The sequence below is a fragment of the Amycolatopsis sp. NPDC043885 genome (genome assembly GCF_056435685.1).
The window spans coordinates 47,144-69,323 of the sequence record NZ_JBWKEA010000025.1 but is presented as its reverse complement, the minus strand read 5'-3'; the positions used below and the strand labels follow the sequence as shown (position 1 = coordinate 69,323).

Annotated in this window: 18 protein-coding genes; 6 read left to right on the top strand and 12 right to left on the bottom strand. The window is 68.4% G+C overall.

What is annotated here, in order from left to right; all coding sequences use genetic code 11:
* Positions 1–17 precede the first annotated feature (17 nt).
* Positions 18–821 (bottom strand): class I SAM-dependent methyltransferase, encoded by an 804-nt coding sequence (locus tag AC069I_RS40970; RefSeq protein WP_478229429.1) that lies wholly within the window; start codon positions 819–821, stop codon positions 18–20.
* Between the two features lie 50 nt (positions 822–871).
* Between AC069I_RS40970 and AC069I_RS40965 the strand changes: the two genes are divergently transcribed.
* Complete coding sequence (locus AC069I_RS40965) at positions 872–1,444, top strand: TetR/AcrR family transcriptional regulator (RefSeq protein WP_478229430.1); 573 nt, start codon at positions 872–874, stop codon at positions 1,442–1,444.
* A gap of 114 nt (positions 1,445–1,558) precedes the next feature.
* Here the strand turns inward: AC069I_RS40965 and AC069I_RS40960 are convergent, their stop codons facing one another.
* The 4 genes from AC069I_RS40960 to AC069I_RS40945 form a co-directional block, all read right to left on the bottom strand.
* Positions 1,559–2,392 carry a bifunctional 5,10-methylenetetrahydrofolate dehydrogenase/5,10-methenyltetrahydrofolate cyclohydrolase gene (locus tag AC069I_RS40960; protein ID WP_478232895.1) on the bottom strand — a complete coding sequence of 278 codons (834 nt, stop codon included), beginning with the start codon at positions 2,390–2,392 and terminating at the stop codon, positions 1,559–1,561.
* Positions 2,389–3,012 (bottom strand): cyclodeaminase/cyclohydrolase family protein, encoded by a 624-nt coding sequence (locus AC069I_RS40955; protein WP_478267766.1) that lies wholly within the window; start codon positions 3,010–3,012, stop codon positions 2,389–2,391. Before AC069I_RS40955 ends, AC069I_RS40960 begins: the two co-directional genes overlap by 4 nt.
* Positions 3,013–3,133: 121 nt before the next feature.
* Positions 3,134–3,961 carry a peptidoglycan-binding protein gene (locus AC069I_RS40950; RefSeq protein ID WP_478229433.1) on the bottom strand — a complete coding sequence of 276 codons (828 nt, stop codon included), beginning with the start codon at positions 3,959–3,961 and terminating at the stop codon, positions 3,134–3,136.
* A 79-nt stretch (positions 3,962–4,040) separates the two neighbouring features.
* Positions 4,041–5,015, bottom strand: coding sequence for a hypothetical protein (locus AC069I_RS40945; protein ID WP_478229434.1), 975 nt, complete (start codon positions 5,013–5,015; stop codon positions 4,041–4,043).
* A 248-nt stretch (positions 5,016–5,263) separates the two neighbouring features.
* On the opposite strand from AC069I_RS40945, the gene AC069I_RS40940 reads away from it, so the two are divergent.
* The 3 genes from AC069I_RS40940 (at position 5,264) to AC069I_RS40930 (ending at position 10,549) form a co-directional block, all read left to right on the top strand.
* On the top strand, positions 5,264–5,650 hold the full coding sequence (locus AC069I_RS40940) for a hypothetical protein (RefSeq protein WP_478229435.1): 387 nt from the start codon (positions 5,264–5,266) through the stop codon (positions 5,648–5,650).
* 77 nt (positions 5,651–5,727) lie between these two features.
* Positions 5,728–8,091, top strand: coding sequence for an ATP-binding protein (locus AC069I_RS40935; protein ID WP_478267765.1), 2,364 nt, complete (start codon positions 5,728–5,730; stop codon positions 8,089–8,091).
* A gap of 124 nt (positions 8,092–8,215) precedes the next feature.
* Positions 8,216–10,549, top strand: a complete 2,334-nt coding sequence (locus AC069I_RS40930; protein ID WP_478229437.1) for a chitobiase/beta-hexosaminidase C-terminal domain-containing protein — start codon at positions 8,216–8,218, stop codon at positions 10,547–10,549.
* A gap of 864 nt (positions 10,550–11,413) precedes the next feature.
* Here AC069I_RS40930 and AC069I_RS40925 read toward each other — a convergent pair.
* A complete protein-coding gene (locus AC069I_RS40925; protein ID WP_478267764.1) occupies positions 11,414–12,094 on the bottom strand; it encodes a hypothetical protein in 681 nt (226 codons plus the stop codon).
* Between the two features lie 173 nt (positions 12,095–12,267).
* Here AC069I_RS40925 and AC069I_RS40920 point away from each other — a divergent pair, with 173 nt between their 5' ends.
* Complete coding sequence (locus tag AC069I_RS40920) at positions 12,268–12,723, top strand: DUF4383 domain-containing protein (RefSeq protein ID WP_478267763.1); 456 nt, start codon at positions 12,268–12,270, stop codon at positions 12,721–12,723.
* Positions 12,724–12,754: 31 nt separating this feature from the next.
* Complete coding sequence (locus tag AC069I_RS40915) at positions 12,755–13,636, top strand: manganese catalase (RefSeq protein ID WP_478232890.1); 882 nt, start codon at positions 12,755–12,757, stop codon at positions 13,634–13,636.
* A gap of 89 nt (positions 13,637–13,725) precedes the next feature.
* On the opposite strand, the gene AC069I_RS40910 is transcribed toward AC069I_RS40915, so the two are convergent.
* The 6 genes from AC069I_RS40910 to AC069I_RS40885 form a co-directional block, all read right to left on the bottom strand.
* A complete protein-coding gene (locus AC069I_RS40910) occupies positions 13,726–14,712 on the bottom strand; it encodes a YihY/virulence factor BrkB family protein (protein WP_478229440.1) in 987 nt (328 codons plus the stop codon).
* Between the two features lie 58 nt (positions 14,713–14,770).
* Positions 14,771–14,980: a putative acetyltransferase gene (locus tag AC069I_RS40905; RefSeq protein ID WP_478229441.1), complete on the bottom strand. Its 210-nt coding sequence runs from the start codon at positions 14,978–14,980 to the stop codon at positions 14,771–14,773.
* Positions 14,977–15,216: a glutaredoxin family protein gene (locus AC069I_RS40900; protein WP_478229442.1), complete on the bottom strand. Its 240-nt coding sequence runs from the start codon at positions 15,214–15,216 to the stop codon at positions 14,977–14,979. Before AC069I_RS40900 ends, AC069I_RS40905 begins: the two co-directional genes overlap by 4 nt.
* A gap of 3 nt (positions 15,217–15,219) precedes the next feature.
* Positions 15,220–18,108 (bottom strand): helix-turn-helix transcriptional regulator, encoded by a 2,889-nt coding sequence (locus AC069I_RS40895; RefSeq protein ID WP_478267762.1) that lies wholly within the window; start codon positions 18,106–18,108, stop codon positions 15,220–15,222.
* A 197-nt stretch (positions 18,109–18,305) separates the two neighbouring features.
* Positions 18,306–18,500, bottom strand: a complete 195-nt coding sequence (locus AC069I_RS40890; protein WP_034318598.1) for a hypothetical protein — start codon at positions 18,498–18,500, stop codon at positions 18,306–18,308.
* A gap of 12 nt (positions 18,501–18,512) precedes the next feature.
* Positions 18,513–21,392 carry a type 2 lanthipeptide synthetase LanM family protein gene (locus AC069I_RS40885; RefSeq protein ID WP_478267761.1) on the bottom strand — a complete coding sequence of 960 codons (2,880 nt, stop codon included), beginning with the start codon at positions 21,390–21,392 and terminating at the stop codon, positions 18,513–18,515.
* Between the last annotated feature and the right edge of the window lie 788 nt (positions 21,393–22,180).

Here is a 22,180-nt window from a genome sequence, read left to right as displayed (position 1 = left end):
AACTGCCTTTCCTCTCATCAGTCCCGGACCGCGGTGATCGCGACGGTGGCGTAGCGCACGGTGAACCGCCCGCCCATCCCGTCGATCACCGCGCCGACTTCAGCGAGGATCTCTTGGCGCACTGTGGATTCGACCCAGGTGAGCGAGCCGAACGTGGGGAGCTGGTCCAGCCATTCGTCCCGGGTGTAGACCCTGGCCCAGTCGTGGCGGCTTCGTTCCGGTTCGCCGAACCCGCCTGCTTCGCGCAGGCCGTCGGCGACCTTCACGATGAGTGGCCCGTACGGGTCAGAGGGTTGTTTCGGCACGCTGTCGAGATCGATCGGGGAATCCGGCACGAGCCGCCGGTAAGCGTCCGCCAAGGCGTTCGCGACCTTTTCCGGCGGTTCGGGTACGTGCCAGAACGCGGCCAAGAGCCCGCCGGGCCGTAGCACTTCGGCGGCCTTGGCGGCGCCCGCCACCGGGTCGACCCAGTGCCAGGCCTGCCCGGAGACGAGCAGATCGAACCGGCGTCCGGCGGGGTCCCATTCCTCGAACTTCGCGACCTCGACGTCGACGCCGCTCCGGCGGGCGAACTCCGCCATCCGCGAGTCCGGCTCGACGCCAAGGACGTGACAACCCGCCGCCTGGAACTGGCGCGCTTCGATTCCGGTGCCTGCGCCCACATCGAGGACACCGCGGCCGGGCGCGGCGGCGATGAGGTGATCGATGAGTTCCGGGGGATAGGCGGGCCGGGTGCGGTCGTAGCGCTCGACGTCCGCGCCGAAGGAATCCGCGGCCTGTCGATAGCGATGAGGCTCTTGCCCCGAAGGTAGAGTGGGCATGCGCCCACCTTAAGTGGGCGATTGCCCACTCGTCAACGCAAGGGAGCCGTATGCCGACCGGGGTAGCCCTGCGCGCCGTCCGCGCGCAGTTGTTCGACGCGGCGGAGCGTGTCCTGCTGCGGGAGGGGCCGAGCGGGCTCACGAGCCGCGCGGTGACCACGGAGGCGGACTGCGCGAAAGGTGTCCTTCACCGGCATTTCGACGACTTCGACGGATTCCTGGCCGAGTTCGTGATGGACCGGATCGAGAAGCTGGACGAGAAGGGTCTTCGGGAAGCCGTCGGTACCGGAACGGTCGTGGACAACCTCACCTCGGCGCTCATCGCGGTGTTCGAGTCGGTCGCGGTCGCGATCGTCCCGCTCGTGATCTTCCGCGACGAGCTGCGTGCCCGGTTGCGCCGCGAGTGGCCCGCCGGGGTCCCGGTGCTGACCCAGGCCGCCATCATGATCGGTGGCTACCTCGACGCGGAACGGGCGCAGGACAGGATCGCGGCGGACGCCGACGTCGAGACCCTCGCGGCCACGCTCATCGGCGCCACACACCTGCTCTATGCCGACCGCACCGCGCCCGCGCCGGAAACGGCGCAGGTGCGGAAGGTGGTGGAGACGGTGATCGGGACTTGACAGCGCGGTGACGCCGCTGCCGACGTTGCGAAAGCCACTTTCGCAACACGCCACCTTGCCTCAGGACGCGAAAAGGCGGCGAGTCCTCAGTGGACTCGCCGCCTTTTCGGTGGATCAGGACTGCGCGGCGGTGACGGTGTGCCGCAGCAGCAGCGACGTCGTGACCGGGCCGACGCCACCGGGGACCGGCGTGATCGCCCCCGCGATCTCCTCGACCGCGGCTTGGTCGACGTCGCCGACGAGCCCGCCTTCGGGAGTCGGGTTCGTGCCGACGTCGATCACCACGGCACCGGGCTTGACGTGGTCCGCGCCGATGAAATGCGCGCGGCCGACGGCGACGACCAGGACGTCCGCGGTCTTGGTGACCGCCGCGAGGTCCTTGGTGCGGGAGTGACAGACGGTGACCGTCGCGTGCTCGCCGAGCAGCAGCAGCGCGGCGGGCTTGCCGACGATGGTCGAGCGGCCCACGACGGCGACCTGGGCGCCGGACAGAGCGACCTGCTCGCGCTTCAGGATCTCCAGCACCGCGGCGGCGGTGGCGGGCGCGTAGGTCGGGAGGCCCGCGGTGAGACGGCCGAGGCTGACCGGGTTGGCGCCGTCGACGTCCTTGCGCGGATCGATGTGCGCGCCGACGTCGTCGAGCGTCACGCCTTCGGGCAGCGGGGTCTGGCAGATGATGCCGTGGACCGACGGGTCCGCGGAGAGCTTGTCGAGCTCGCGGGTGACGTCCTCGCCGGTCGGCTTCTCGAGTTGGACCACGCGGCAGTCGACGCCGACCTTCTTCGCGGCACGCTCGATCGAGCGCACGTACCAGGCGGTGGCGTCGTCGTCGGTCGGCACGAGCACGGCGAGCGTCGGGGCGGTGCCCGATTCGCGGAGCTTGGCGGCGGTCTCGGTGACCTCGGCGGTGATGGCGGCGGCGATCGCGCGCCCGTCGATCAGGGTCATCGGGTGAGCCTTTCGCGAACCTGGGTGATGAGGGCGTCGGCGCGCCCGGCGGCGGGGGTGTACTCGGCGAGGCGGGCCTCGGCCTCCCTGCAGAGCTGCTCGTCCGACATGGACGCGAGGTTGACCTCGACGTTGACCACGCCCGATTCGAGGGCGGACTTGGCGGACGAAGCCGCGACCGCGATGTCGGAGATGACGTTGGTGTTGGCGCCTTCGAGGATCGAGGCGGCGACGTCGATGACCTCGGCGGCGAGGGCGGCCGTGCGCAGCGGAACCTCGGCGGCGCCGACCAGCGCGGCCTGGATCGCGGTGGTGCGCGCCTGCTTCTCCTCGTCGGTGGCCTTGGGGAGCTTGTACGCGGCGACCACGGCGTCGAACGCGGCGGCATCGTCGGCGGCGAGGCCGAGCGCGCGCGTCCGGAGGTCTTCGGCCTTCGCGAGCGCCTCGGTCATGGTGGCCTCGTGCTCGGCGTACTTCGGCTTGCCGATGGTCAGGTTGCACACCATGGAGACCAGGGCGGCACCGACCGCGGCGTTCATCGCGGCACCCGCGCCACCACCGGGCGTCGAGGCCTTCGATGCCAGCTCGTCGAGCCACTGACCGACCGGTTGAGCCTCCACGCGATGTTCCCTTCCCGCTGGTTTTGCCGTCGCGCCGAAGCCTACCTGGGGGTTCCCGGACAACCCGAAGGCCACCTTCGCGACGATCGACATCGGCGAAGGTGGCCTCCGGCCAGCGGGGTCAAGACCGCTGGTACTCCTCCCACGTGAGCTTCGGCGTGACGGCAGGGCCGTCGTCGGAACCGCGGCCGGCGAGGCCGTTGTAGCCGAGGTAGTAGTCACCGGCCTGGTGCTGCGCGCCCGACGACAGGTCCGGATCGGACAGTGCGATGGCGTGGATGTGGTAGGCGAAACCCTGGGCCGGGGTCCGGACCCAAGCCGCGAAGCCCACCTGACGCAGCTTCCGTGCGACGTCGGTCCGCGTGGTCGAGGACATGCCCTCGACGCCGATGTCGAGCGCACCACCACCGTCGTGAGTCCCGGCCGAAGCGCCGACGCCGCCGGGGTTGTACGAGCCCTGCGTGATGGTGAGCTGCCTGCCGAGCAGACCCTCGGCCTTCACCAGCATCGCCTTGGTCCGCGTGTTCATCGTCTTGCCGTGGTAGGTCAGGCGGCTACCCGCCGAGACCACCGCGGTGACGGTGTACCGGCCCTCGCCCAGCTTCTCGAGCGACGTCTTGCCCGGCAGGCCGGAGGCGTCGATCCCGGTGTAGCCCAGCGACTTCTGGTAGCTGGAGTACGCGGTGATGGTCGACGTCCCGAAATGGCCGTCGACGTACTGCTGGGCGAGCAGTCCCTTGGCGGCGAGCGCCTGCTCCACCAGCAGCACGCTGTCCTTGGCCCCGGGGGTCAGGGCGCTGTCGGCCCGGCGCGGGTCGATCTGCGCGGCCTTGAGCACCGCTTCCATGCTGGCCGTGGGCAACGCGGTCACTTCGGCGCCGGCCGGTGCGGCGGCCACGCCGAGGGAGAGCGCGGTCGCTGTCGCGAGCACGGCTACCTTGGTCAACAATTCCTGCCTCCTGAGCGGATTCGGTTTGTCCGGACAGCATGGGCAGCGTGAATACAAGGGCCGTACAAACGAACGTTCTTCAGGTCTGGTCCGGGCCGGTGACGAACAAGGTCACCGCCTCGGACAAAGTCCGGCAATGGGCGTCATCGGGGTGTTGGGCGGCTTCCCGCTCGAGTGGGCGCAGCCGGTCTCTCGTGCGGACCGATTTGACCGTTTCGGCGCTTTCGATCGCTTGGATGCCGACGGACAGCGCCTGGTCGCCGTCCCCGTCGAGAATATGCCCCGTGGCCAGCATGGCCAGGCACAGTGAACGGCTGCGCGCCATATCCGGACCGTAGCCGCGAACGGCGTCGGTGAGTGCGGCGATGGCCAGTCCGACATGACGGCCACCCTTGCGCAAAGCCAGGTCGGTGTGCACCGAGCCCGCCATCGCGGAAACGTCGACCTCGGTGAAGAACCTGGCCCAGTCGGGTGGCTCGGCTTCATCCTTTTCGGCGAATTCCTCACCTGCTTGATCCACCAGTCCGACAGCGAGGTTCGCGTCGCCTTTCTTGGCGTAGGCCCAGCCTTGGTTCGCGCTCAGGATACTCGCGGCCAGCTTCGAACCGGCACGCTTCGCGGCGAGCCTGCCCAGCTCGAATCGGGCGAGGGCTTCGTCCGTGACGCCGTAATGCAGATCGATCCGGCCCCGCCGGTAATGGATGTTCGCGATCAACTCGGCGTTCTCGCCGTCGGCGGCGAGCTCCAGCGCGACATCGAGATGGTGCTGCGCGGCGCCGACGTGACCGCTGTCGAAACAGGTCCACCCGGCGAGGTTGTGCAGATCCGCGACCGCGGAGAAAAGCCTGGCCCGCAACGGTTCCGAGATCGACATCGCGAGCATCCGGTGGCCGCGATGGATCCGGACCACGACGGCGTCGCGGCACATCCCGCCCCCGAATTGGTAGTCGACGGCACGGAGCGCCTTCGTCTGCGTTTCCAGCGCCTCGACATCGCGGTTCCCCACCCGGTCCGGAGTGAGGTGGCGGCGAGCGGTGCCTTCAGGATTTGTCATGGTCATTCAGCCCCTGACGTAACCCCCAGCGCGAGTTTCGTGGTTTCAAAGCCTACCCGAACGTCAACGCGCACTCAGGTACGAAGACAGGTAGTTGTACGGGTGTCGTCCAGCCGGAACAAGCGCAACCTGATAAGACTTCCAGTGGATGCCGAAAGGTCGAGACCCATATGGTGCTGCGTGTTTCACCGCCTTCGCGAGCCCGTCTCCGACTGGTCTCCTCGGAGGAGGCGCGTAAGACACCCCGGGTGGGCGGCCGTCTGGATCGGTACGGCGAGATCGCCGACCGGCGGCTGGCCGCGATCCTCGCCGCCGAGGACGTGGCGGAGGAGTACGGGCTGAGCGCACACACGCGCACGACCTGTTACACGCACCGCTGCTGGGTGCACCAGTGCATCTCCGATCCGTTGCACGTACTGGTCGTCACCGGGCACCGCTGGTGCAGGCGCTGCGACCGCACGGTCGACGTCGAGATCGACGAGACCATTCCGGGATCGGTCGAACTCTATTGCGACGGCTGTGGTGTCCCGCCGGACACGGTCGCGAACCGCGAAGTGCTCTTCGCCTGCCGGAGCAGCCTGATGGCCATGCACGGAGGCGAAGCATCGACGCTCTATGTGGTGCCAGACAGCTGAATTCGGATTGGGCTGACCGAGCGAACGGGCCCCAGGCCTCGTTGACCGCCGGTCGCAGGCGTCCGTACGGTTCAGGGGTGGGCACTGCGGCCGCAGCAGGCCGGCCGGGCAACATCCCCGCCGGGACCACGAGTTTCGTGGGTCGAAAGAAGGACATCGCCGAGGTCAAGAGACTTCTGTCCAAGGCGAGGCTGGTCACCTTGACCGGGGTCGGTGGGGTCGGCAAGACGAGGCTGGCCCTGCGTACCGCCGCCGAACTGCGCCGGGCCTTCCCCGACGGTGCCTGGCTCGTCGAACTCGCGGATCTGTCCGACCCGGACTTGATGGCTCACACGGTACTGGAGGCGCTGGGCGTCCGCGACGACACGGGCCGCGACCAGGCGGACGTGCTCGCGGATCACCTGAGGGAGCGCCGGATCCTGGTGATCCTGGACAACTGCGAACATCTGATCGAGGTCTGTGCGGCGTCGGCGGACCGGCTGCTGAGGGTGTCGCCGGGGCTCCGCTTCCTCGCCACCAGCAGGGAACGGCTCGGGATTCCGGGAGAGCACCTCTGGCAGGTCGCGCCGTTACCGCTGCCTGAGCCGCTGGTCCCGCTGCGCTCGGAGGCTTGGCGTGGCTATCCCGCGATGACGTTGTTCGCCGAACGGGCGGCCGCCGTCGAGCCGGCGTTCGTCGTCACCGACGAAAACCAGGCTTTGGTCGCGAACGTGTGCCGGATGCTCGCGGGGATACCGTTGGCGATCGAGCTGGCCGCGGTCCGGGTCCGGGCGCTGTCGCTCGAAGAGCTGGAGACCCGGCTGGCGGACAGCTTCCACTTACTCGCCAAGGGTGAACGCGGCGGACTGCCCAGGCACCAGACACTGCTGGCAGCGGTGGAATGGAGCCACGACCTGTGCGGAGCCGCCGAGCGGGTCCTCTGGGCGCGGGCGTCGGTCTTCGGGGGTGGGTTCAGCTTGCACGCGGCCGAATCCGTCTGCGCGGGGGACGGGCTGCCCGCTCGTTCGGTGCTCGGGCACCTGGCCGGGTTGGTGGACAAGTCGGTCCTGCTCTTCGAACGCGACGGTGACCGGACGAGGTACCGGCTGCTGGAGCCGCTTCGCCAGTTCGGTGGGGCGAAGCTCCGCGACATGGGTGACGAGGACTCGATCCTGCGCCGTCATCGGGACTACTACCTCGCGCAGGCCGAGCAGAGCGAGCAGGAATGGTTCGGGCCGAATCAGGCGGAGATCTTCACGCGGACCAAACTGGAGCACGCGAACCTGCGCGCCGCGCTCGACTATTGCCTCGCCACGCCGTCCGAAGGCAGGACCGGGTTGAAGCTGGCGGGCACGTTGTGGTTCTACTGGGCGGGTTGCGGTGTGCTGGGGGAGGGGAGACACTGGCTCGACCACGCGCTCGAAGCCGTCCCAGACGGCGGCGAAGACCGCTTGAAAGCATTGTGGGTCAACGGATACGTCTCAACCCTGCAGGGTGACGTCTCGCATGCGGTGACCTTGTTGGGGGAGTGCCGCACGGAAGCGGGCAGGGTCGGGGACGAGGCGGCGCTCGCCTACGCGACCCACCGCCTGGGTTGCAACGCGCTGGTCGGCGACGACGTCGGCTACGCGAAGGACCTGTTCGAGGACGCCCGAATCCGCTATCGGCGGCTGGGCGAGATGAACGGCAACGTGATGCTGGCCGGAATCGAGATGGCGATCGCATCGATCTTCCTCGGCGAATTGGAGGAGGCCGCGGCGCTGTGCGAAGAGGCGCGCGCGATCGGTGCCGCGCATGGCGAGGAATGGGCCTACGCCTACGCGATCTACGTACTGGCGCTCGTGGCGCTGAACCGGGGCGAATTCGAGCTGGCGACCGGTTACGCGCGCAACTGCCTGAGGATCAAGCGCACCTTCAACGACCTGCTCGGCATGGTGCTGTCGATCGAGGTGCTCGCGTGGATCGAGTCGTCGCTGCGGCACTGGGTGCGCGCGGCGACCCTGCTCGGCTGTGCGGGGCGGATCTGGCAATCGGTCGGCTACCCGATGTTCGGCTCGAAGTACTTCGGCGCCCCGCACGGTGACTGTGAGGCGGCGACCCGTGAGGCGCTCGGTGACAGCCGGTACGCGGTCCTGTCTCGGTACGGGAGCGAGTTCACCTTGGAAGAGGCCGTCGCCTTCGCGCTCGACGAGGCCGAGGTGGCGGAGAGCGCTCCCGTCGCCGCGGTCGAGACGGTACTCACCGACCGAGAGCACGAGGTCGCGGTCTTGATCACCGACGGCCTGTCCAACCAGGAGATCGCCGATCGGCTGGTGATCTCCCGCCGCACCGCCGAGGGCCACGTCCAGCGCATCCTGCGGAAACTGAGCTTCGATTCCCGTGCGCAGATCGCGGCCTGGGTGACCCAGACGGCGGTGCGAAGCGAGCGGAATGGCAGCGTCCGAGGGGGCCGTCCGGAGTAGTCGGTGGTTTGGACCACCACTGTTACCGAAGCTTGATCTGGGCATATCGCGCGGACCGCTACTTTGTTGTGGCGCGCAACGAATTGCTTCGCCCGTGGATTTCCAACGCCGGAGGTGTCACGACGTGAACCGGATCTTCGTGCAGCCCAAACGGCGGAAAGGGGTCCGGGGCGCGCTCGCCCTCGGCCTTTCCGCGCTCCTGATCTCTGCCGGGCTCGGCGGTGCCACCGCCGCGGCCGCCGACTACAGCCAGAGCGCCGCGTCCTTGAACGCGACCCAGGCGCAGTTCTCCTTCACGCCGGCGACCCCCGCGCGCTACGTCGACATCCACTACACCGGCGTTCCGGGAGTGGGGCAGCAGAACGTCCGCATGACCGACAACGGGGGCACGTGGCGGCACACCGTCGGCTCGCTGTCGGCGGGCACGGTGCTCGACTACTGGTTCACCTACGAGAAGAACGGGCCGCAGTACGACACCCCGCACTTCACGTACACCCACGGCGGCAGCGGCACGACCGTCGCGTCACCGACGTTCGATCCGCCGGGCGGCAGTTACCCGAGCGCCCGCTCGGTGACCCTGTCGAGCGCGACCGCGGGTGCGACCATCCGGTACACAGTGGACGGTTCCGCGCCGACGGCATCGTCCACTCTGTACACCGGGCCGGTCACGGTCTCCGCGTCCTCGACGATCTCCGCGATCGCACTCAAGTCCGGTTCGGCGAATTCCCCGGTGACGTCGGCGAGCTACACGATCGGATCCACGCAGGCGACCTGCCCGGCTCAGGCTGAGGTCCCGGACTTCGGCCCGAACGTGCGGATCTTCGACCCGGGGATGTCCGCGGCGTCGATCCAGTCCCGGCTCGACGCGGACTTCAACGCGCAGAAGGACACCCTGACCGCGCAGTTCACCGAGCGCCGGTACGCGCACCTGTTCAAGCCCGGCGTGTACAACGGCATCCACGACAACGTCGGCTACTACACCTCGGTCGCGGGCCTCGGGCAGAACCCGGGCGACGTCGTGATCAACGGCGACGTGACCGTCGACGCGTTCAACGAGTCGGACAAGGGCGTGGCGCTGCAGAACTTCTGGCGCTCGGCGGAGAACCTGGCCGTCGTACCGAGCAGCGGATCGACCCGCTGGGCCGTCGCGCAGGCCGCGCCGTTCCGCCGGATGGACATCCGCGGCGGGCTGCAGCTGTACCCGGCCAGCTACGGGTTCGCCAGCGGTGGTTACACGGCCGACAGCAAGGTGTCCGGGCAGGCCGCGTCGATCTCGCAGCAGCAGTGGTACACCCGGGACAGCAGCTACGGCAGCTGGGACGGCGGGGTCTGGAACATGGTCTTTTCCGGGACGAGCGGCGCTCCCGCGAACACTTTCCCCAACCCGCCGGAGACGACGCTCGGCACCACGCCGGTGTCCCGCGACGTCCCGTACCTGTACCTCGACGGCTCCGGCAAGTACCGCGTGTTCCTGCCTTCGCTGCGCACCAACGCTTCCGGGCCGAGCTGGGCCAACGGCGGCACTCAGGGCGGCTCGCTGCCGATGAGCCAGTTCTACGTGGTGAAGGCAGGGGACACGGCGGCGTCGATCAACACCGCGCTCTCGCAGGGCTGCAACCTGTTCTTCACTCCGGGCGTCTATCACCTGAACCAGACGCTCAACGTGACGAAGGCGAACACCGTCGTCCTCGGCATCGGTTACCCGACTCTGGTGCCGGACAACGGTGTCGATGCCATGAAGGTCGCCGACGTGGACGGCGTCCGGATCAAGGGCCTCCTGTTCGACGCCGGGACGACCAACTCGCAGTCGCTGCTCACGGTCGGGCAGGCGGGCTCGACGGCGAATCACTCCGCGAACCCGACGACCTTGCAGGACGTGTTCTTCCGGATCGGCGGCCAGATCGCGGGGAAGGCGACGAACAGCCTTATCGTCAACAGCCGTGACACGATCATCGACCACATCTGGGCGTGGCGGGCCGACCACGGGAACGCCGGCACCTACGGCTGGACGATCAACACCGGTGACACCGGCGTGGTCGTCAACGGCGACAACGTGCTGGCCACCGGCCTGTTCGTCGAGCATTACCAGAAGTACCAGGTGATCTGGAACGGCCAGAACGGCAGGACGATCTTCTTCCAGAACGAGATCCCGTACGACGTCCCGGATCAGGCAGGCTGGAAGAGTCCCAACGGGCTGAACGGGTACGCCGCGTACAAGGTGGGGGACAATGTGACCTCCCACGAGGCGTGGGGACTGGGCAGCTACTGCTTCTTCAACGACAACCCTTCGGTGAACCTGTATCACGCGTTCGAGGTGCCGAACCGCTCCGGCGTCCGGTTCCACAACATGGTGACGGTTTCGTTGAACTACAAGGGGACCATCACGCACGTGATCAACGACGCCGGGGCGGTGACGCCACCGGACACACGGCCGAGCAACCTGGTGAGCTACCCGTAAGGCCGGGCCACGTCTCGCGAAGTACATGAAGGACCCCTTCACGGCGCTAGGCGCAATGAAGGGGTCCTTCATGTAGTCGGGAAGGAGGCTTCCTCTGCCAGGGGAGTGGACTTGTCAAAGAAGTCCTCGCGGCGTGATTCTGGACGCCGGCAGGGCGGCCGTGTCTTGTGTCCGCTGGGACACTCTTCGGTCACTGAATGCCTGATTTGTGCCGATATGTACAGTTCTGCAACGGGTCGTGAAGTGGTAATGAGGGTTAGAACCCAATGTCACGTAGCTTAAGTTGATCTTGGACGAGGTTGACAGGTGGGGTGAAGGCTCCCTTCACTGCGTCTGATGCGACGAAGGGGGCGCCTGGTCGTGGGTCGGGTTGGTCGTGAGTGGCGTTTCGGGTTCTAACCCGAAACGCCACTCACGACCCCCTCGTGAAATCGCCCCTCCCGGCATCGCTCAGACATTGAGTCGGCGAAAAGTGTCCTTAGTGGACATTCAGGGGCGCGGTCGGCTCCTGTCGGTCAGGGCGACCGAGCGCATGACCTGCGGCAACCCTCACCGCTTACGATCAAGACCCCCATCCAAGATCAACTTAAGCTACGTGGCCTTGGGCTGGAACGCTCTTTGCCGCTCGCGGCCCCCGTCGCGAAGCCGTGCAAAGTACTCGAATCGGGCAGGCGGGTCTCGATTAATGTCCCTTGCGGACGGTCAAGGTTTATTCCCCTGAAACGGTTTCTGTATAACGCTCTATACCGCGCGGCGGAAGACGTCCTCGATCAGGCTCAAATCCGTGATCAGCAAGGATGCCCAAGCCGCCGCCGAGCGGACTGGTGTTCGGCGCCGCGCTGGACAAGCCGCCCGCGGGGTGACTCAGCGACCCTCCCGGCTGCCTTCATAGGCCCGCTCGCGTAGCCCGGAGAGCCAGCCGGGCCGCAGCTCCCAGCCTGGCGGTGGGTTGAGCATCGGATCGAAGGCGGGACGAAGGGAGTCTTCGTCGACCTCGTGGAGGGTCAGTGTCGCGCAGGGCTTCCGATGGCCGTTCGCGCGGACGGCCTCGACGAGGTAGGTCACCGGCCCTTCGGCCACCAGCCGTCTCAATCCGCCCAGCGACGCTTCGGCGTGCCGTGACGTCTCCGCGCGGGCCGACAACCAGACCAGTTCACCCTTTGTGCGATAGGGCAGCAACGTGCTGTAGCGACCGGTGGTCCAGGCGCGAGCCGGCCGCGGCAACACGCGGCCGGCGAGGCCGGTGCCCGAAGTGGTCAACGCGAGATCCCACGGGTGGCCCCCGACGGCCGGGATCCGCACCGCCAGCCCGAGCGCGTCAGGCACGCGCCCCGGCAGACCGGCTCCCTTGGACATCCGCACGGTGACGGCGACCGGCTCTTCCGGAAGTGTGAGGTCATCGCGCCTCAAAGCCTGAAGTTCTCCTTTGAGTAGTAGTCCGTTCGGGTGGAAGGCCCTCGCGCCGCGAAGCGCCGCCAGCGCGTGAAATCCGGCGTGGAAAAGCCTGCCGACCGGTCCTGCCTGCGGTGCGTTGTCCTCGGCCACGATTTCCACCCTCCTGGTGACGTGTGTGCTCCGCGGGGGCTACCCCGGGCGAGCCGGATTACACGGGAATTCCCACGGAATCGAGAACGCCGGTTTTCCGGTGTGAGCGGCTTCCGCCCGGGTACTCGACGTGCTGTTCGCTCATCGTGTTCCACCTGGATCGGAGGAAATCCATGACTGCATCGCCGGCCACGGTTCGGCGGGCTCCGCGCCAGCTCATCGCCCTCGGCCTGGTCGCGGTCTTCCTGCTCGTCGGCATTCTCGGCTTCATCCCCGGCATCACGACGAACTACGAGCAGCTGAGCGGTGCCGGGCACCAGTCCGGCGCGTTGCTGCTGGGCGTGTTCCAGGTGTCGATCCTGCACAACATCGTCCACCTGGCGTTCGGCGTCGCGGGCATTTTGCTGGCCCGGACGGCGACCGGCGCGAAAGCGTTCCTCGTCGGCGGCGGGGTGATCTACCTCGTGCTCTGGCTGTACGGGCTGCTGATCGACCACGGGTCGGCGGCGAATTTCGTGCCGGTCAACACCGCCGACAACTGGCTGCATCTCGGGCTCGCCGTCGGGATGATCGCCCTCGGGCTCATTCCGCTCTCCGGTTCGAAGGCGCCGATCGCCGACTCGCGCTAGTCCGTTCCCCTGAATTCTCTGGAGGTTGTCAGTGTTCCGTCATACCAAATCGCTCCAATTCGAGGCCAAACCGGAAAAGCCGGACGCTTTGTACGCCCGTAAGCTGCAGGAGCTCATCGGCGGCGCCTACGGTGAAATGACCGTCACCATGCAGTACCTGTTCCAGGGCTGGAACTGCCGGATCGAGGGCAAGTACAAGGATTTGATCATGGACACGGCGACCGAGGAGATCGGTCACGTGGAAATGCTCGCGACAATGGTCGCCCGGCTCCTCGAAGGGGCGCCTGCCACCACGGTGGCCGAAGCCGCGAAGGATCCGGCCACCGCGGCGATCCTGGGCGGGATGGATCCCCAGCAGGCGATCATCTCCGGTGGCGGCGCCACGCCCAGCGACAGCCAGGGCTATCCCTGGAACGGCCGCTATGTCGTGGCATCCGGCAATCTGCTGGCCGACTTCCGGGCGAACGTCGCGGCCGAGGCGCAGGGCCGCTTGCAGACGGCCCGGTTGTACAACATGACCGACGACCCCGGTGTGAAGGCGATGCTGCAGTTCAACCTCGCGCGGGACACGGTGCACCAGAAGCAGTGGCTCGCCGCGATCGAGGAACTCAAGGCCGACGGCCTGGAAAGTGACATCGCGCCGACGGCGTTGTTCGACGAGGAGAACCGGGAGCACAACAACACCGTTTGGCACCTGTCCGACGGTCCGGACGGTTCGAAGGGCGGCTGGAGCTTCGGTGAGGACGGGATCGAGTACCTGATGGAACCCGAGCCACTCGGCGGACCGGGCACCGCCCCGAAGCCCGATCCGGCGCTTTACGGCACGTACGCGCCGCTGCAGGACGCGGTCGGGACCGTCAAGGGGAAGGTCAAGGACGCCAAGAAGAAGGCCACCAAGTCGAGCAAGAGCTAGGCATCCCTTCAGTAAGGAAAGTCCGTGAAGGCCTCCTTCCCTACCCTGAAAGTAGGGAAGGAGGCCTTCACGGCCAGGCGCATAGATGATCAGTCGGTGGTCTTCGTTTCGGCTTCGGCGACCGCGGCTGCTTCGTCGTCGTCCATCGCCTTGGTGTCACGCGGCGGGAGGAAGGGTTCGTCGTCGGCGGGGGATCCGGCGGCGCGCTCCTTGCCACGCGCGAGTTCGGCGTCCAGTTCGGCGCCGAGGAGGACGGCGATATTCGAGATCCACAGCCAGATCAGGAACACGATGACACCGGCGAGCGAACCGTAGACCTTGTTGTACGACCCGAAATTGCCGACGTAGAAGGCGAACCCGGCGGTGGCCGCGGCCCAGAGCAGTACGGCCACGAGGCCGCCCGGGGTCAGCCAGCGGAATTTCGGCTGCCGCACGTTGGGGCTCACCCAGTAGAGCATCGCGAACGCCAGCCCCGCGAGCAGCACGATCACCGGCCATTTCGCGATGTCCCAGACGAGGACGCCGGTCGAACCGAGGCCGATCAGGTCGCCGAGGTAGCGGGCGATCCCGCCGGTCGCCACCACTCCGGCGGCGCACAAGGCGAGCACGACCAGCACGGCGATGGTGAGTCCGACCCGCAACGGCACGGTCTTCCAGATCGGGCGGCCTTCGGGCATCGAATAGAGGACGTTGGACGCCCGCATGAACGCGCCGATGTAGCCGGACGCGGACCACAACGCGCCTGCGGTGCCGAGGATCGCCGCCGGTCCGGCAAGGCCGCCGGTCTGGGACAGCTCTTCGATCGCACCGATCAGGATGTCCCGGCCCTGACCGGGTGCTATCCGGCCGACGTTTTCGACCAGGGCCTGGGTGGCCGACGGACCGAGTAGACCGAGGATTCCGGTCAGCACGAGCAGACCGGGAAAAAGCGAGAGCACGCCGTAGTAGGTGAGCGCGGCGGCCCAGTCCAGCATGTTGTCGCGGTTGAACTGGACGAACGTCCGTTTGAGCACCGCCCACCACGATCGTCGGGACAACTCGGTGGGACCGTCCGGGTCTTTCGCTGTGGCAGCCACGGGAACCTCCTGCTGGGATTCCTTGGCTTACCCGGTGGTGCCGGGGCGAAACGGGTGGTCAGGCCCGGCGTGGCCGCGATGGTGGTGGCGGGACAGTCTTCGCCAGCACGATGTCCGCCAGCCGGATCGTCGCGAGTCCGCGTTTGGTCTCCACGGTGCACTCCGTGTCGCCACGGGAACGGAGGTAGCCGAGCGCGTCGGTGAACCCGCCCTCGATCCGGTACCGGACGACGACCCTCGTGCCGGGCGGGACGTCCGGAAGGGTCACCGGTTCAGGTGGGCGGTGAGCTCGTCGTCGCTCGGCTCGACCAGGTGGGTGCCGTCCGGCCAGACGATGGTCGGGATGCGCCGCGCACCGTTCTGCAGCGCCCGCACGGTCTCCTCGGCGCCGGAATCCGCTTCGACGTCGATGTAGTCGTACTCGATGCCCTTCGAATCGAGGAGGGCACGGCTGCGTTTGACGTCGGGGCACCAGCCGGCGCCGTACACGATGAGGTCACTCATGGATCACAGCATGCCAGGTCGTGATCCGGCGGCGCGTTCGGCGAGGGCCGCCCGGTCGGCGAGCCCGGTCTTGGCGAGCAGGCTCGCGACGTGCTTCTCGACCGTCCGCGGCGAGATGTGCAGGCGGGCGCCGATGTCCTTGTTGCCCATCCGCTCGGCGAGCAGCACCAGGACCTCGTACTCGCGCACGGTGACGCCGGACGCTCGTAGGTCGCCGGGGACCCGGTCGACCCCGGAGCGGCGCTGCCGGACGGGTGCGCCGAGTTTGCGCAGGAGACTCCGGCAGGCGGCCGCGACCGCTGGGATGTCCCTGCGGTGGAAGTATTCTTCGGCCTCTTTGAGCCAGCCCGCCGGATCACCCCAGCCGTCGGCGGCGGCCGGTTCGGCGATGAGCCGGAGCCCGAGATGGCGGGCCAGGGGATAGGGCGCCGACGTCTCCAGCGCGGCGGCCACCGCCTGTCCTGCCGCCGCCGCGTCACCTCGCCTGCCGTGCTCGACCGCGTGCGCGAATTCGACGAACTGCCGGTTCCACCGCATCCCGCTCACGGCGGATCCGTTCTCCGGGCAGGGCGCGCCGCCGAGGGTGTCGACGAGCGTCCGGAGCCCGTGCTGGCCGGCGAGGTGGAACCGGCTCGGCCGCCGGTCCTCCAGCTCGATGACCTGGTCGAGTTCGCGGCGAACCCGCTCGAAGTCCTCTTCGAGCAGTGAACAGAAGACCCGCGCCAGCCCGATGCTGAGCACCATCTCCTGCGCGTTCTCACCGCCGCTCTCCCGGAAGTCGTCGAGCGCCTGCTCCATCGCGGGGCGGTCGGCCCGGTGCCCGGCGGACATCGCCCTCGTCATATGGGCGTACTGCAGCAACGCGGTCAGCCGGAGCCTGCCCAGCACGGCGAGGTTCTCCGCCAGCAGCGCGTGCGCGGTGCCGAATTCGCAGCGCAGGATCGCGTGCATGGTGCGCACGGAATCGACCGCGCAGTGCAGGGTGATCGACCCGGTGCGCTGGGCGTCCGCGCGGGCGAGCAGCAGGGTCTGCTCGTCGCCGTTCATCAGCACGCGATGCCCGCCCAGCCGGACCAGCGCCTGGGTGCGCAGGTGGTGGAGATGGTTGTCCTCCGCGGTCCGCCGTGCGAGCTGCATGTAGCGCTCGGATTCGGTGAGGTCCCGCGACAGCGCGAGCATGCCGAGCACCTGCAGCGCCTGGCAGACGACGAACGGCTGCTCGGTGGCCTCGGCCACCTTCCAGGCCTGACGGGCGAGCCGTTCCGCCGTGCCCGCCCGGCCGGGCACGTCCAGCCAGAGGTTCGCTTCGACAGCGTCGAGCGCGGCCTGCTGAGCAGGCGAGATCGCCGAACCGAGTGGAGCGCGGGCGCGTTCGATCTGGCCGAGGCATTCGTCGTGCCGTCCGGCGATGTAGGCGGCCCAGGCCAGCTGGGTATGCAGTTTCGCGGCCCGTTCCAGAGTGCCGATCTCGCCGAATCCGGCGGAAAGCTCGACGGCGCGGTCGAATTGACCGGTCTGCCCGAGCGCGTGCACCAGCGTCTCCAGCACCTCGGCCCGATCACCCGCGTCGGCCCCGGCGAGCAGGTCGACGGCCTTGGTGAGCATCGTGACCGCCGAGTCGGCGGCTCCCGCGTCGAGGGCACGGCGACCGGTTTCCGCGAACAGGCGGCCGGCCGCCTGTTCGTCCAGCGCGGTCAGCCGGAGCGACGCGACGAGCGCGCACAGGTCGCCCGGCAGCCCCGGGTACAGCTTTTCGACGGCGTCGGCGGTCTGACGCGCGAGCGCCGCCTTCCGTGCCGGTGACTGGCGTGCCAGTAACGCTTCCGCGGTCAGCGGATGACGGAAGGCGTACCAGCCGGGCGTCGTCTCGTCGGTGGTCACCAGGTTCGCCGAGACCGCGGCGCTCAGGTGGTTGTGCAGGGTGCGGTCGTTCGTGCCGGTGACCGTCTGGACCACCGTCAGCGGGAAGCGGCGGCCGATGATCGCCGCGACCGACAGCAGCTCGCCCGCCTGCTCGCCGAGTTGCTCCATCCGGACGCCGATGCTGGTGACCAGTGCGGCGGGAACGCGGGCGCGGAGCTCGCCGATGACGCGCCAGCCGTCGCGGCCCTCGACCAGCAGTCCGTCGTTCACCATGCCGTGGAGCAGTTCCTCGACGATGAACGGAAGGCCGGCACTGTTGCGCCACAACAGTTCCGCCGCGGCCGACGGAAGCAGTCCCGGCTCGGTCTCGAGGCAGGCGGCGGCGAGGGCGCGGGTGTCGGCGAGGCCGAGCCTGCCCAGTTCGACGAGGGCGCAGCTCATCCGCTGCGCGCCGGAGGTCGCCAGGCGCAGGGCGTCGGAGGGCTCGTTGCGGAGGGTGCCGACGAACAGGGCCTGCGCCGCGGGCAGGTTGTCGACGAGGTATTCGAGAATGAACAGCGTCTCGGCGTCGGCGTCCTGGAGATCGTCGAGGACCAGGAGCGCACCGCGGTCGCGGCTCGTGACGGCCAGCAGCCGGAACACCGCTTCGGCGAGCACCAGCAGGGAGCCCGATTCCCGCGGCCGGTCGCCCCGGCCCCAGTCGGGGACGAGCTGGGCGAGCACGGGGATGAACGGGTCGAGTTCGGCGGCCGCCGGCGGGCCGCCGCCACGGAAATGCGACCACAGCGCCTGGGCCAGCGGCCGGAACGGGACGAGCGGGCCGATCGAACTGGCCCGGCCTTGCAAGACCGGGATGTCGGCGGCGACCGCTCGTGAGGCGGCCTCGATGGCGAGCCGCGATTTGCCGACGCCGCCTTCGCCCACGAGGAAGATCGCGCCGCCGCGGCCTGCGATGGCGCGATCGAGAGCTCCGGAGAGCTCGGCCAGTTCGGCGTCGCGGCCGATCACCCGCGACGAACGGATCCCCACCGCCGTGACTATAGCGAGCGGATTTCCCCGCCACGGCCAATAAATGATCACGAAGGCGGGCGGCGCGAACCCGCCTTCGTGAGCCTGTCTCAGATCCGATAGGCGGAGCTGAGGATGTAGCGCAAAAGTGACCGAACGCGTGAACCCGCCCGGCCGAAAGGCCCGGCTATCGCGGTCGCGGGTTCACCGGCGGCTACTCAGATCCAGCCGCCGGTGAAGACGCTGACGACGGACGGAGAACCGGGGTCCGTGGACAGGGTGGCGAGCGGGTTGGCGCTCAGCCGCGGCTTGCCGCCCGCCAGCGCGTGGTTGCGCGAGCCGACCTCGAGGGCGCGCGGCAGGTTCACGGCGCCGAGGACGTCTTCGGTGGCGGGCAGATCTCTTTCGTACATGCGGGTTTCTCCTCATACTCGATTTACCGGCGGAACAACGGTGGCCGCGGGATGCGGCCGGTCGGGGCGGAGCAGGAGCGCGGAGGGGACCCGGTCACCGAATCCCAGCCGCAGCAGGCCGTAACCGATTCCCGCCAGACCGCTCAGCAGCCCTGGCGAGGGGACCGCGCCAGGTGTCCCGCAGCGGGCACCGCGCTGGTCGATGGCGGCGAGCAGATGACCGGTCCGGCGGCGGACCGCGGCGGCGGCGCCAGTGTGCCCGTTCTCCGCCAATACGCACAACACGTCCACCACTCCGGACTCGCCGTGGCAGAGGCTGAGATCCTTCAACGGTGCCCCGTCGGCCAGCCGCTTGACCGTCCGGTCGAGATCCCTGGCGTGTCCGGGATCGGGCAGGTGAGCGGCAAGGCCGAGCGTGGCACCCGCGAGACCGGCGCACCATCCGCCGGTGCTTTCCGCCCGATCGTCCGCCCTTCCGGGTGGTTCTTCGCCGGAACGATCGTGCGCCCGCAGTACCCAGTCGACGCCGGCCGAACCTCGGGCGAACGACTTCTCTTGTGGACGTTCGCGGCCGAGCAGTTCTCCGGCGTACCGGTCCGCTCGTGCCAGTGCCGAGTCCAGTCCTGTTTGGACATACACCGACCGCATCGACGCGACACCGCCCGCCAGCCCCGTCGTGAACCCGGAGGGTGTTTCGGGGGTCGCGTCGGGCATCAGGTCGACGGCCTGTTCGATGAGATCGCCGGCGGGAAGACCGACCAGCGTGCTGAGCCGCGCGATCGTGTACGCGACGCCGCCGAGCCCGAGAAGGCCGCCGCAGCCGGCGGTGGCGGCCAGCTCGCGGTCCGCGCGGAGCGTGGCGAAAAGGCCGGGGAGCGGGCTGATCGCATACGCGGCCAGATCGCGGTATCGCGCGATCCCGGTCAGTTCGGCGAGCTGGGCGAGGAACAACGCGACACCGCAGTAGCCCTCACCGAGCCCGGCGCCCATCGGCAGCACGGTCCAGTAGCGGTCGTCGACGAGTTCGATCCCGAGCCAGTTGGAGCGGTGTTCGTCGGAGAAGGCGTTGGCGACGATCTGGTCGGCGATACCGCACGCGGTGACCAGCAGTCGTTCCGCGTCGGGCGCCTGGTTCGGCGTCGCCGTTTCCGCGGTCTCGCCGACACCGTGATGACCCTCGGTCGCCGTGCTGATGGCGAGGGTGGCCGAGATCAGCCATTCCTGGTCGCGTTGGTCGAGGGGGTCCATGTCGGCGAGCTTCGCCAGCACGGTGTCCAGCGACGCCCGGTCGACCACCCCCTCGACGCTCTCGCCGCGTGAATCCAGCAGCGACGTCGAGCCGGGGTTCGAGGTGAACATCGGCACGTCGCCCGCCCAGAGGTCGTCCCGCTCGTGTGGCACGAGGCGGAGCAGCTTCTTCTCGTCGGCGGAATCCTCTTCGAGCAGGTCGAACGCGTGGTCGCGGTCGGCGGCGTCGCGAAGCAGATCGGGATGGGTGGTCTCGTCCAGCAGCCGGAAGTAGAAGTTCGTCGGCCGGACGAGCACCCGGATGGGATCCTCGGCGCAGCGCCGGAGGTGCTCGGCGAGTTCGTCCCGCCCGGTGGAGATCGCGTCGTAGCCGAGGCGGAATCCGGCCAGCAGCGCGGCGCTGTGCTCGGCGGGCGTGATGTCGCGGCCGTCGAGCCGCGGCAGGTTGTTCCCGCCCGCGAGTTCGCCGGGCACCCGGACCAGCCGCATGCGGTCGGTGCCCGGATCGGCCCACTCGACGCGGTCGGTGGGAAGCTTGCCGCCGCGGCCGGCGAGACCGGAGATGTCGACGGCGCCGTGTTCGCCGGCGAAGAGCTGGGGGAGCAGCAGCGTGCGCTGGACCGATCGCGCCAGCATCGCCGCCGCGGGGTCGCCCGACGGCGGATCGGGGGGCGACGGCTGGAACAGCGTCTCGATGTCGATCAGCACCGGCTGGTCGCCGCAGGCGATGATGTTCTCGTAATGGACGTCGGTGGCGTCGAGCGCGTACAGGAGCGCCAGGAGGATGCCTTGCCGCCGGTAGAAGCGGTCGACGTCGCCGATATCGGCGCACGGCCGGTGCTCGACGAACCGGAGCCAGCCGTAGCCCGCACGCGGTAACGCGTCCGCGGTCCGCAGTTCGAGCCCGGGCAGTCGTTTGTTCAGCCGCGCGACGATGTCGGTGAACCGTTCGTGCAGGATCAGCGGCCGGGGTTTGTAGATCACCTTGGCGCCGCTGGAGAACCGGAGCAGCCTGACCGAACGCCCGCGTGCGTGCGAGTCACCGATCCCGCCCGCGACCTCGACGAGCGTGCCGAGTTCGCCGTCGACGACCGAACAGGGCAGCAAGGCGGCGTCGGCCGAGAACCTGGCCAGCGTTTCGGCGTGGGCCTCGGCGGCATGGAGGCACGCCTGGGCGACGAGCCGGGCCAGGACCGGGTACTCGCCGAACAACCGGACGAGTCCGGCCGGAGTGGCTTGCCTGCGCACGAAATCGGAGAAGCGCTCTTCGGGAGTCTCTCCCCGGAGTTTTCCGGCCGTGCGGTCGCGGTGGAGTTCGAGGACCAGTGTGCGGATCGCGAGTTTGAGCAGATGCTGGCCGAGTTGGGCCGCGAAACCCCGACGGAGGGCTTCGACATCGGCTCCGGGAAGGTCGTCCGGGATCGCGTCACGCGAAGCGGTGTGGACGAGCGACCTGAAGACCCCGGCGAACTCGACACGCCAGTCACCGACTGGGGGACGCTCCGGCAGAAGCGCGGTGACCGCGTGTTCGGCGAAATCCGCCCATGCGGGCTTGTCCGCTGTCCGTTCGCGCGGGGTCTGGCCGTGCACCCACCACCTCGGCGGCAGGGACGTCGCCGATGGTGGGGGCGTCACGGCGGTCATGGTTTCAGTTCGGCGGGGCACGCACATGGGGGTGGCACCCCCACATTCAGCGCACGCACGAAGATGTCCGGAGAGTGACGGCCGGGCACCCTGGCGGGCCCTCACCGGAATATGGGGTCCCGGCCCCCATGCGCGGGGTCCGGTCCCGGCCGCACCATGGTCGGGTGGCGCGGTGGTCGCCAGGGGGGATCACCGCGGTGCCGGGCGCGGGCCGGTTACTGGGGGTCCGGCCCGCGCCGCCTGTGGGCCGGGCGAAAGAAGAATCCGAGAATCGACGGTCAGCTTTTTCTGCGGTGGAAAACCGGAACCCGGTAAAGGGACACGGGTGTGTCCCTTTACCGGGTCGCAAACACGAGGGGCCGACCCGCGCCAACAGATTGGCCCCCGTCAATCCCTGTTGCTCAGAGCGTCAGACCAGCCATCCGAGCACGTGGGCCAGGTGCGCGAGCAGACCCGAGATCAGGTCGTGGCCGTGGTGCACGTGCTGGGTGAACATCTGCATTGAGGGGCTCCTTGTTTCGGATTTCGTGTTCGGTTGTGCTCTCGCGAGGAGCGACCGAAGATTTTCACCAGGTTGGCGCTCTGTCAAAAAACGATTTCCCGGGCCATCGGCGACTCGTGAATCTTCCTACGATAAACACGTAAGTCTTTCGTGTTTTGCGCCAGGGGTGGGCTTCACGGGCGTTGACACTGTGTGTAGCGAGCCCGAGGCGAGCCGATGTGGAAGCTGGGCCTCCGCTACGGCAAGTGGGCGGGCGCGTGACACGAACCGGTGATCCACATGCCAC

Bases quoted from the DNA above. Each gene is read 5' to 3' on its own strand.
- AC069I_RS40885 (WP_478267761.1), bottom strand. From the start codon at position 21,392: ATGACCGCCGTGACGCCCCCACCATCGGCGACGTCCCTGCCGCCGAGG.
- AC069I_RS40900 (WP_478229442.1), bottom strand. From the start codon at position 15,216: ATGAGTGACCTCATCGTGTACGGCGCCGGCTGGTGCCCCGACGTCAAA.
- AC069I_RS40890 (WP_034318598.1), bottom strand. From the start codon at position 18,500: ATGTACGAAAGAGATCTGCCCGCCACCGAAGACGTCCTCGGCGCCGTG.
- AC069I_RS40960 (WP_478232895.1), bottom strand. From the start codon at position 2,392: ATGACCCTGATCGACGGGCGCGCGATCGCCGCCGCCATCACCGCCGAG.
- AC069I_RS40965 (WP_478229430.1), top strand. From the start codon at position 872: ATGCCGACCGGGGTAGCCCTGCGCGCCGTCCGCGCGCAGTTGTTCGAC.
- AC069I_RS40945 (WP_478229434.1), bottom strand. From the start codon at position 5,015: ATGACAAATCCTGAAGGCACCGCTCGCCGCCACCTCACTCCGGACCGG.
- AC069I_RS40970 (WP_478229429.1), bottom strand. From the start codon at position 821: ATGCCCACTCTACCTTCGGGGCAAGAGCCTCATCGCTATCGACAGGCC.
- AC069I_RS40920 (WP_478267763.1), top strand. From the start codon at position 12,268: ATGACTGCATCGCCGGCCACGGTTCGGCGGGCTCCGCGCCAGCTCATC.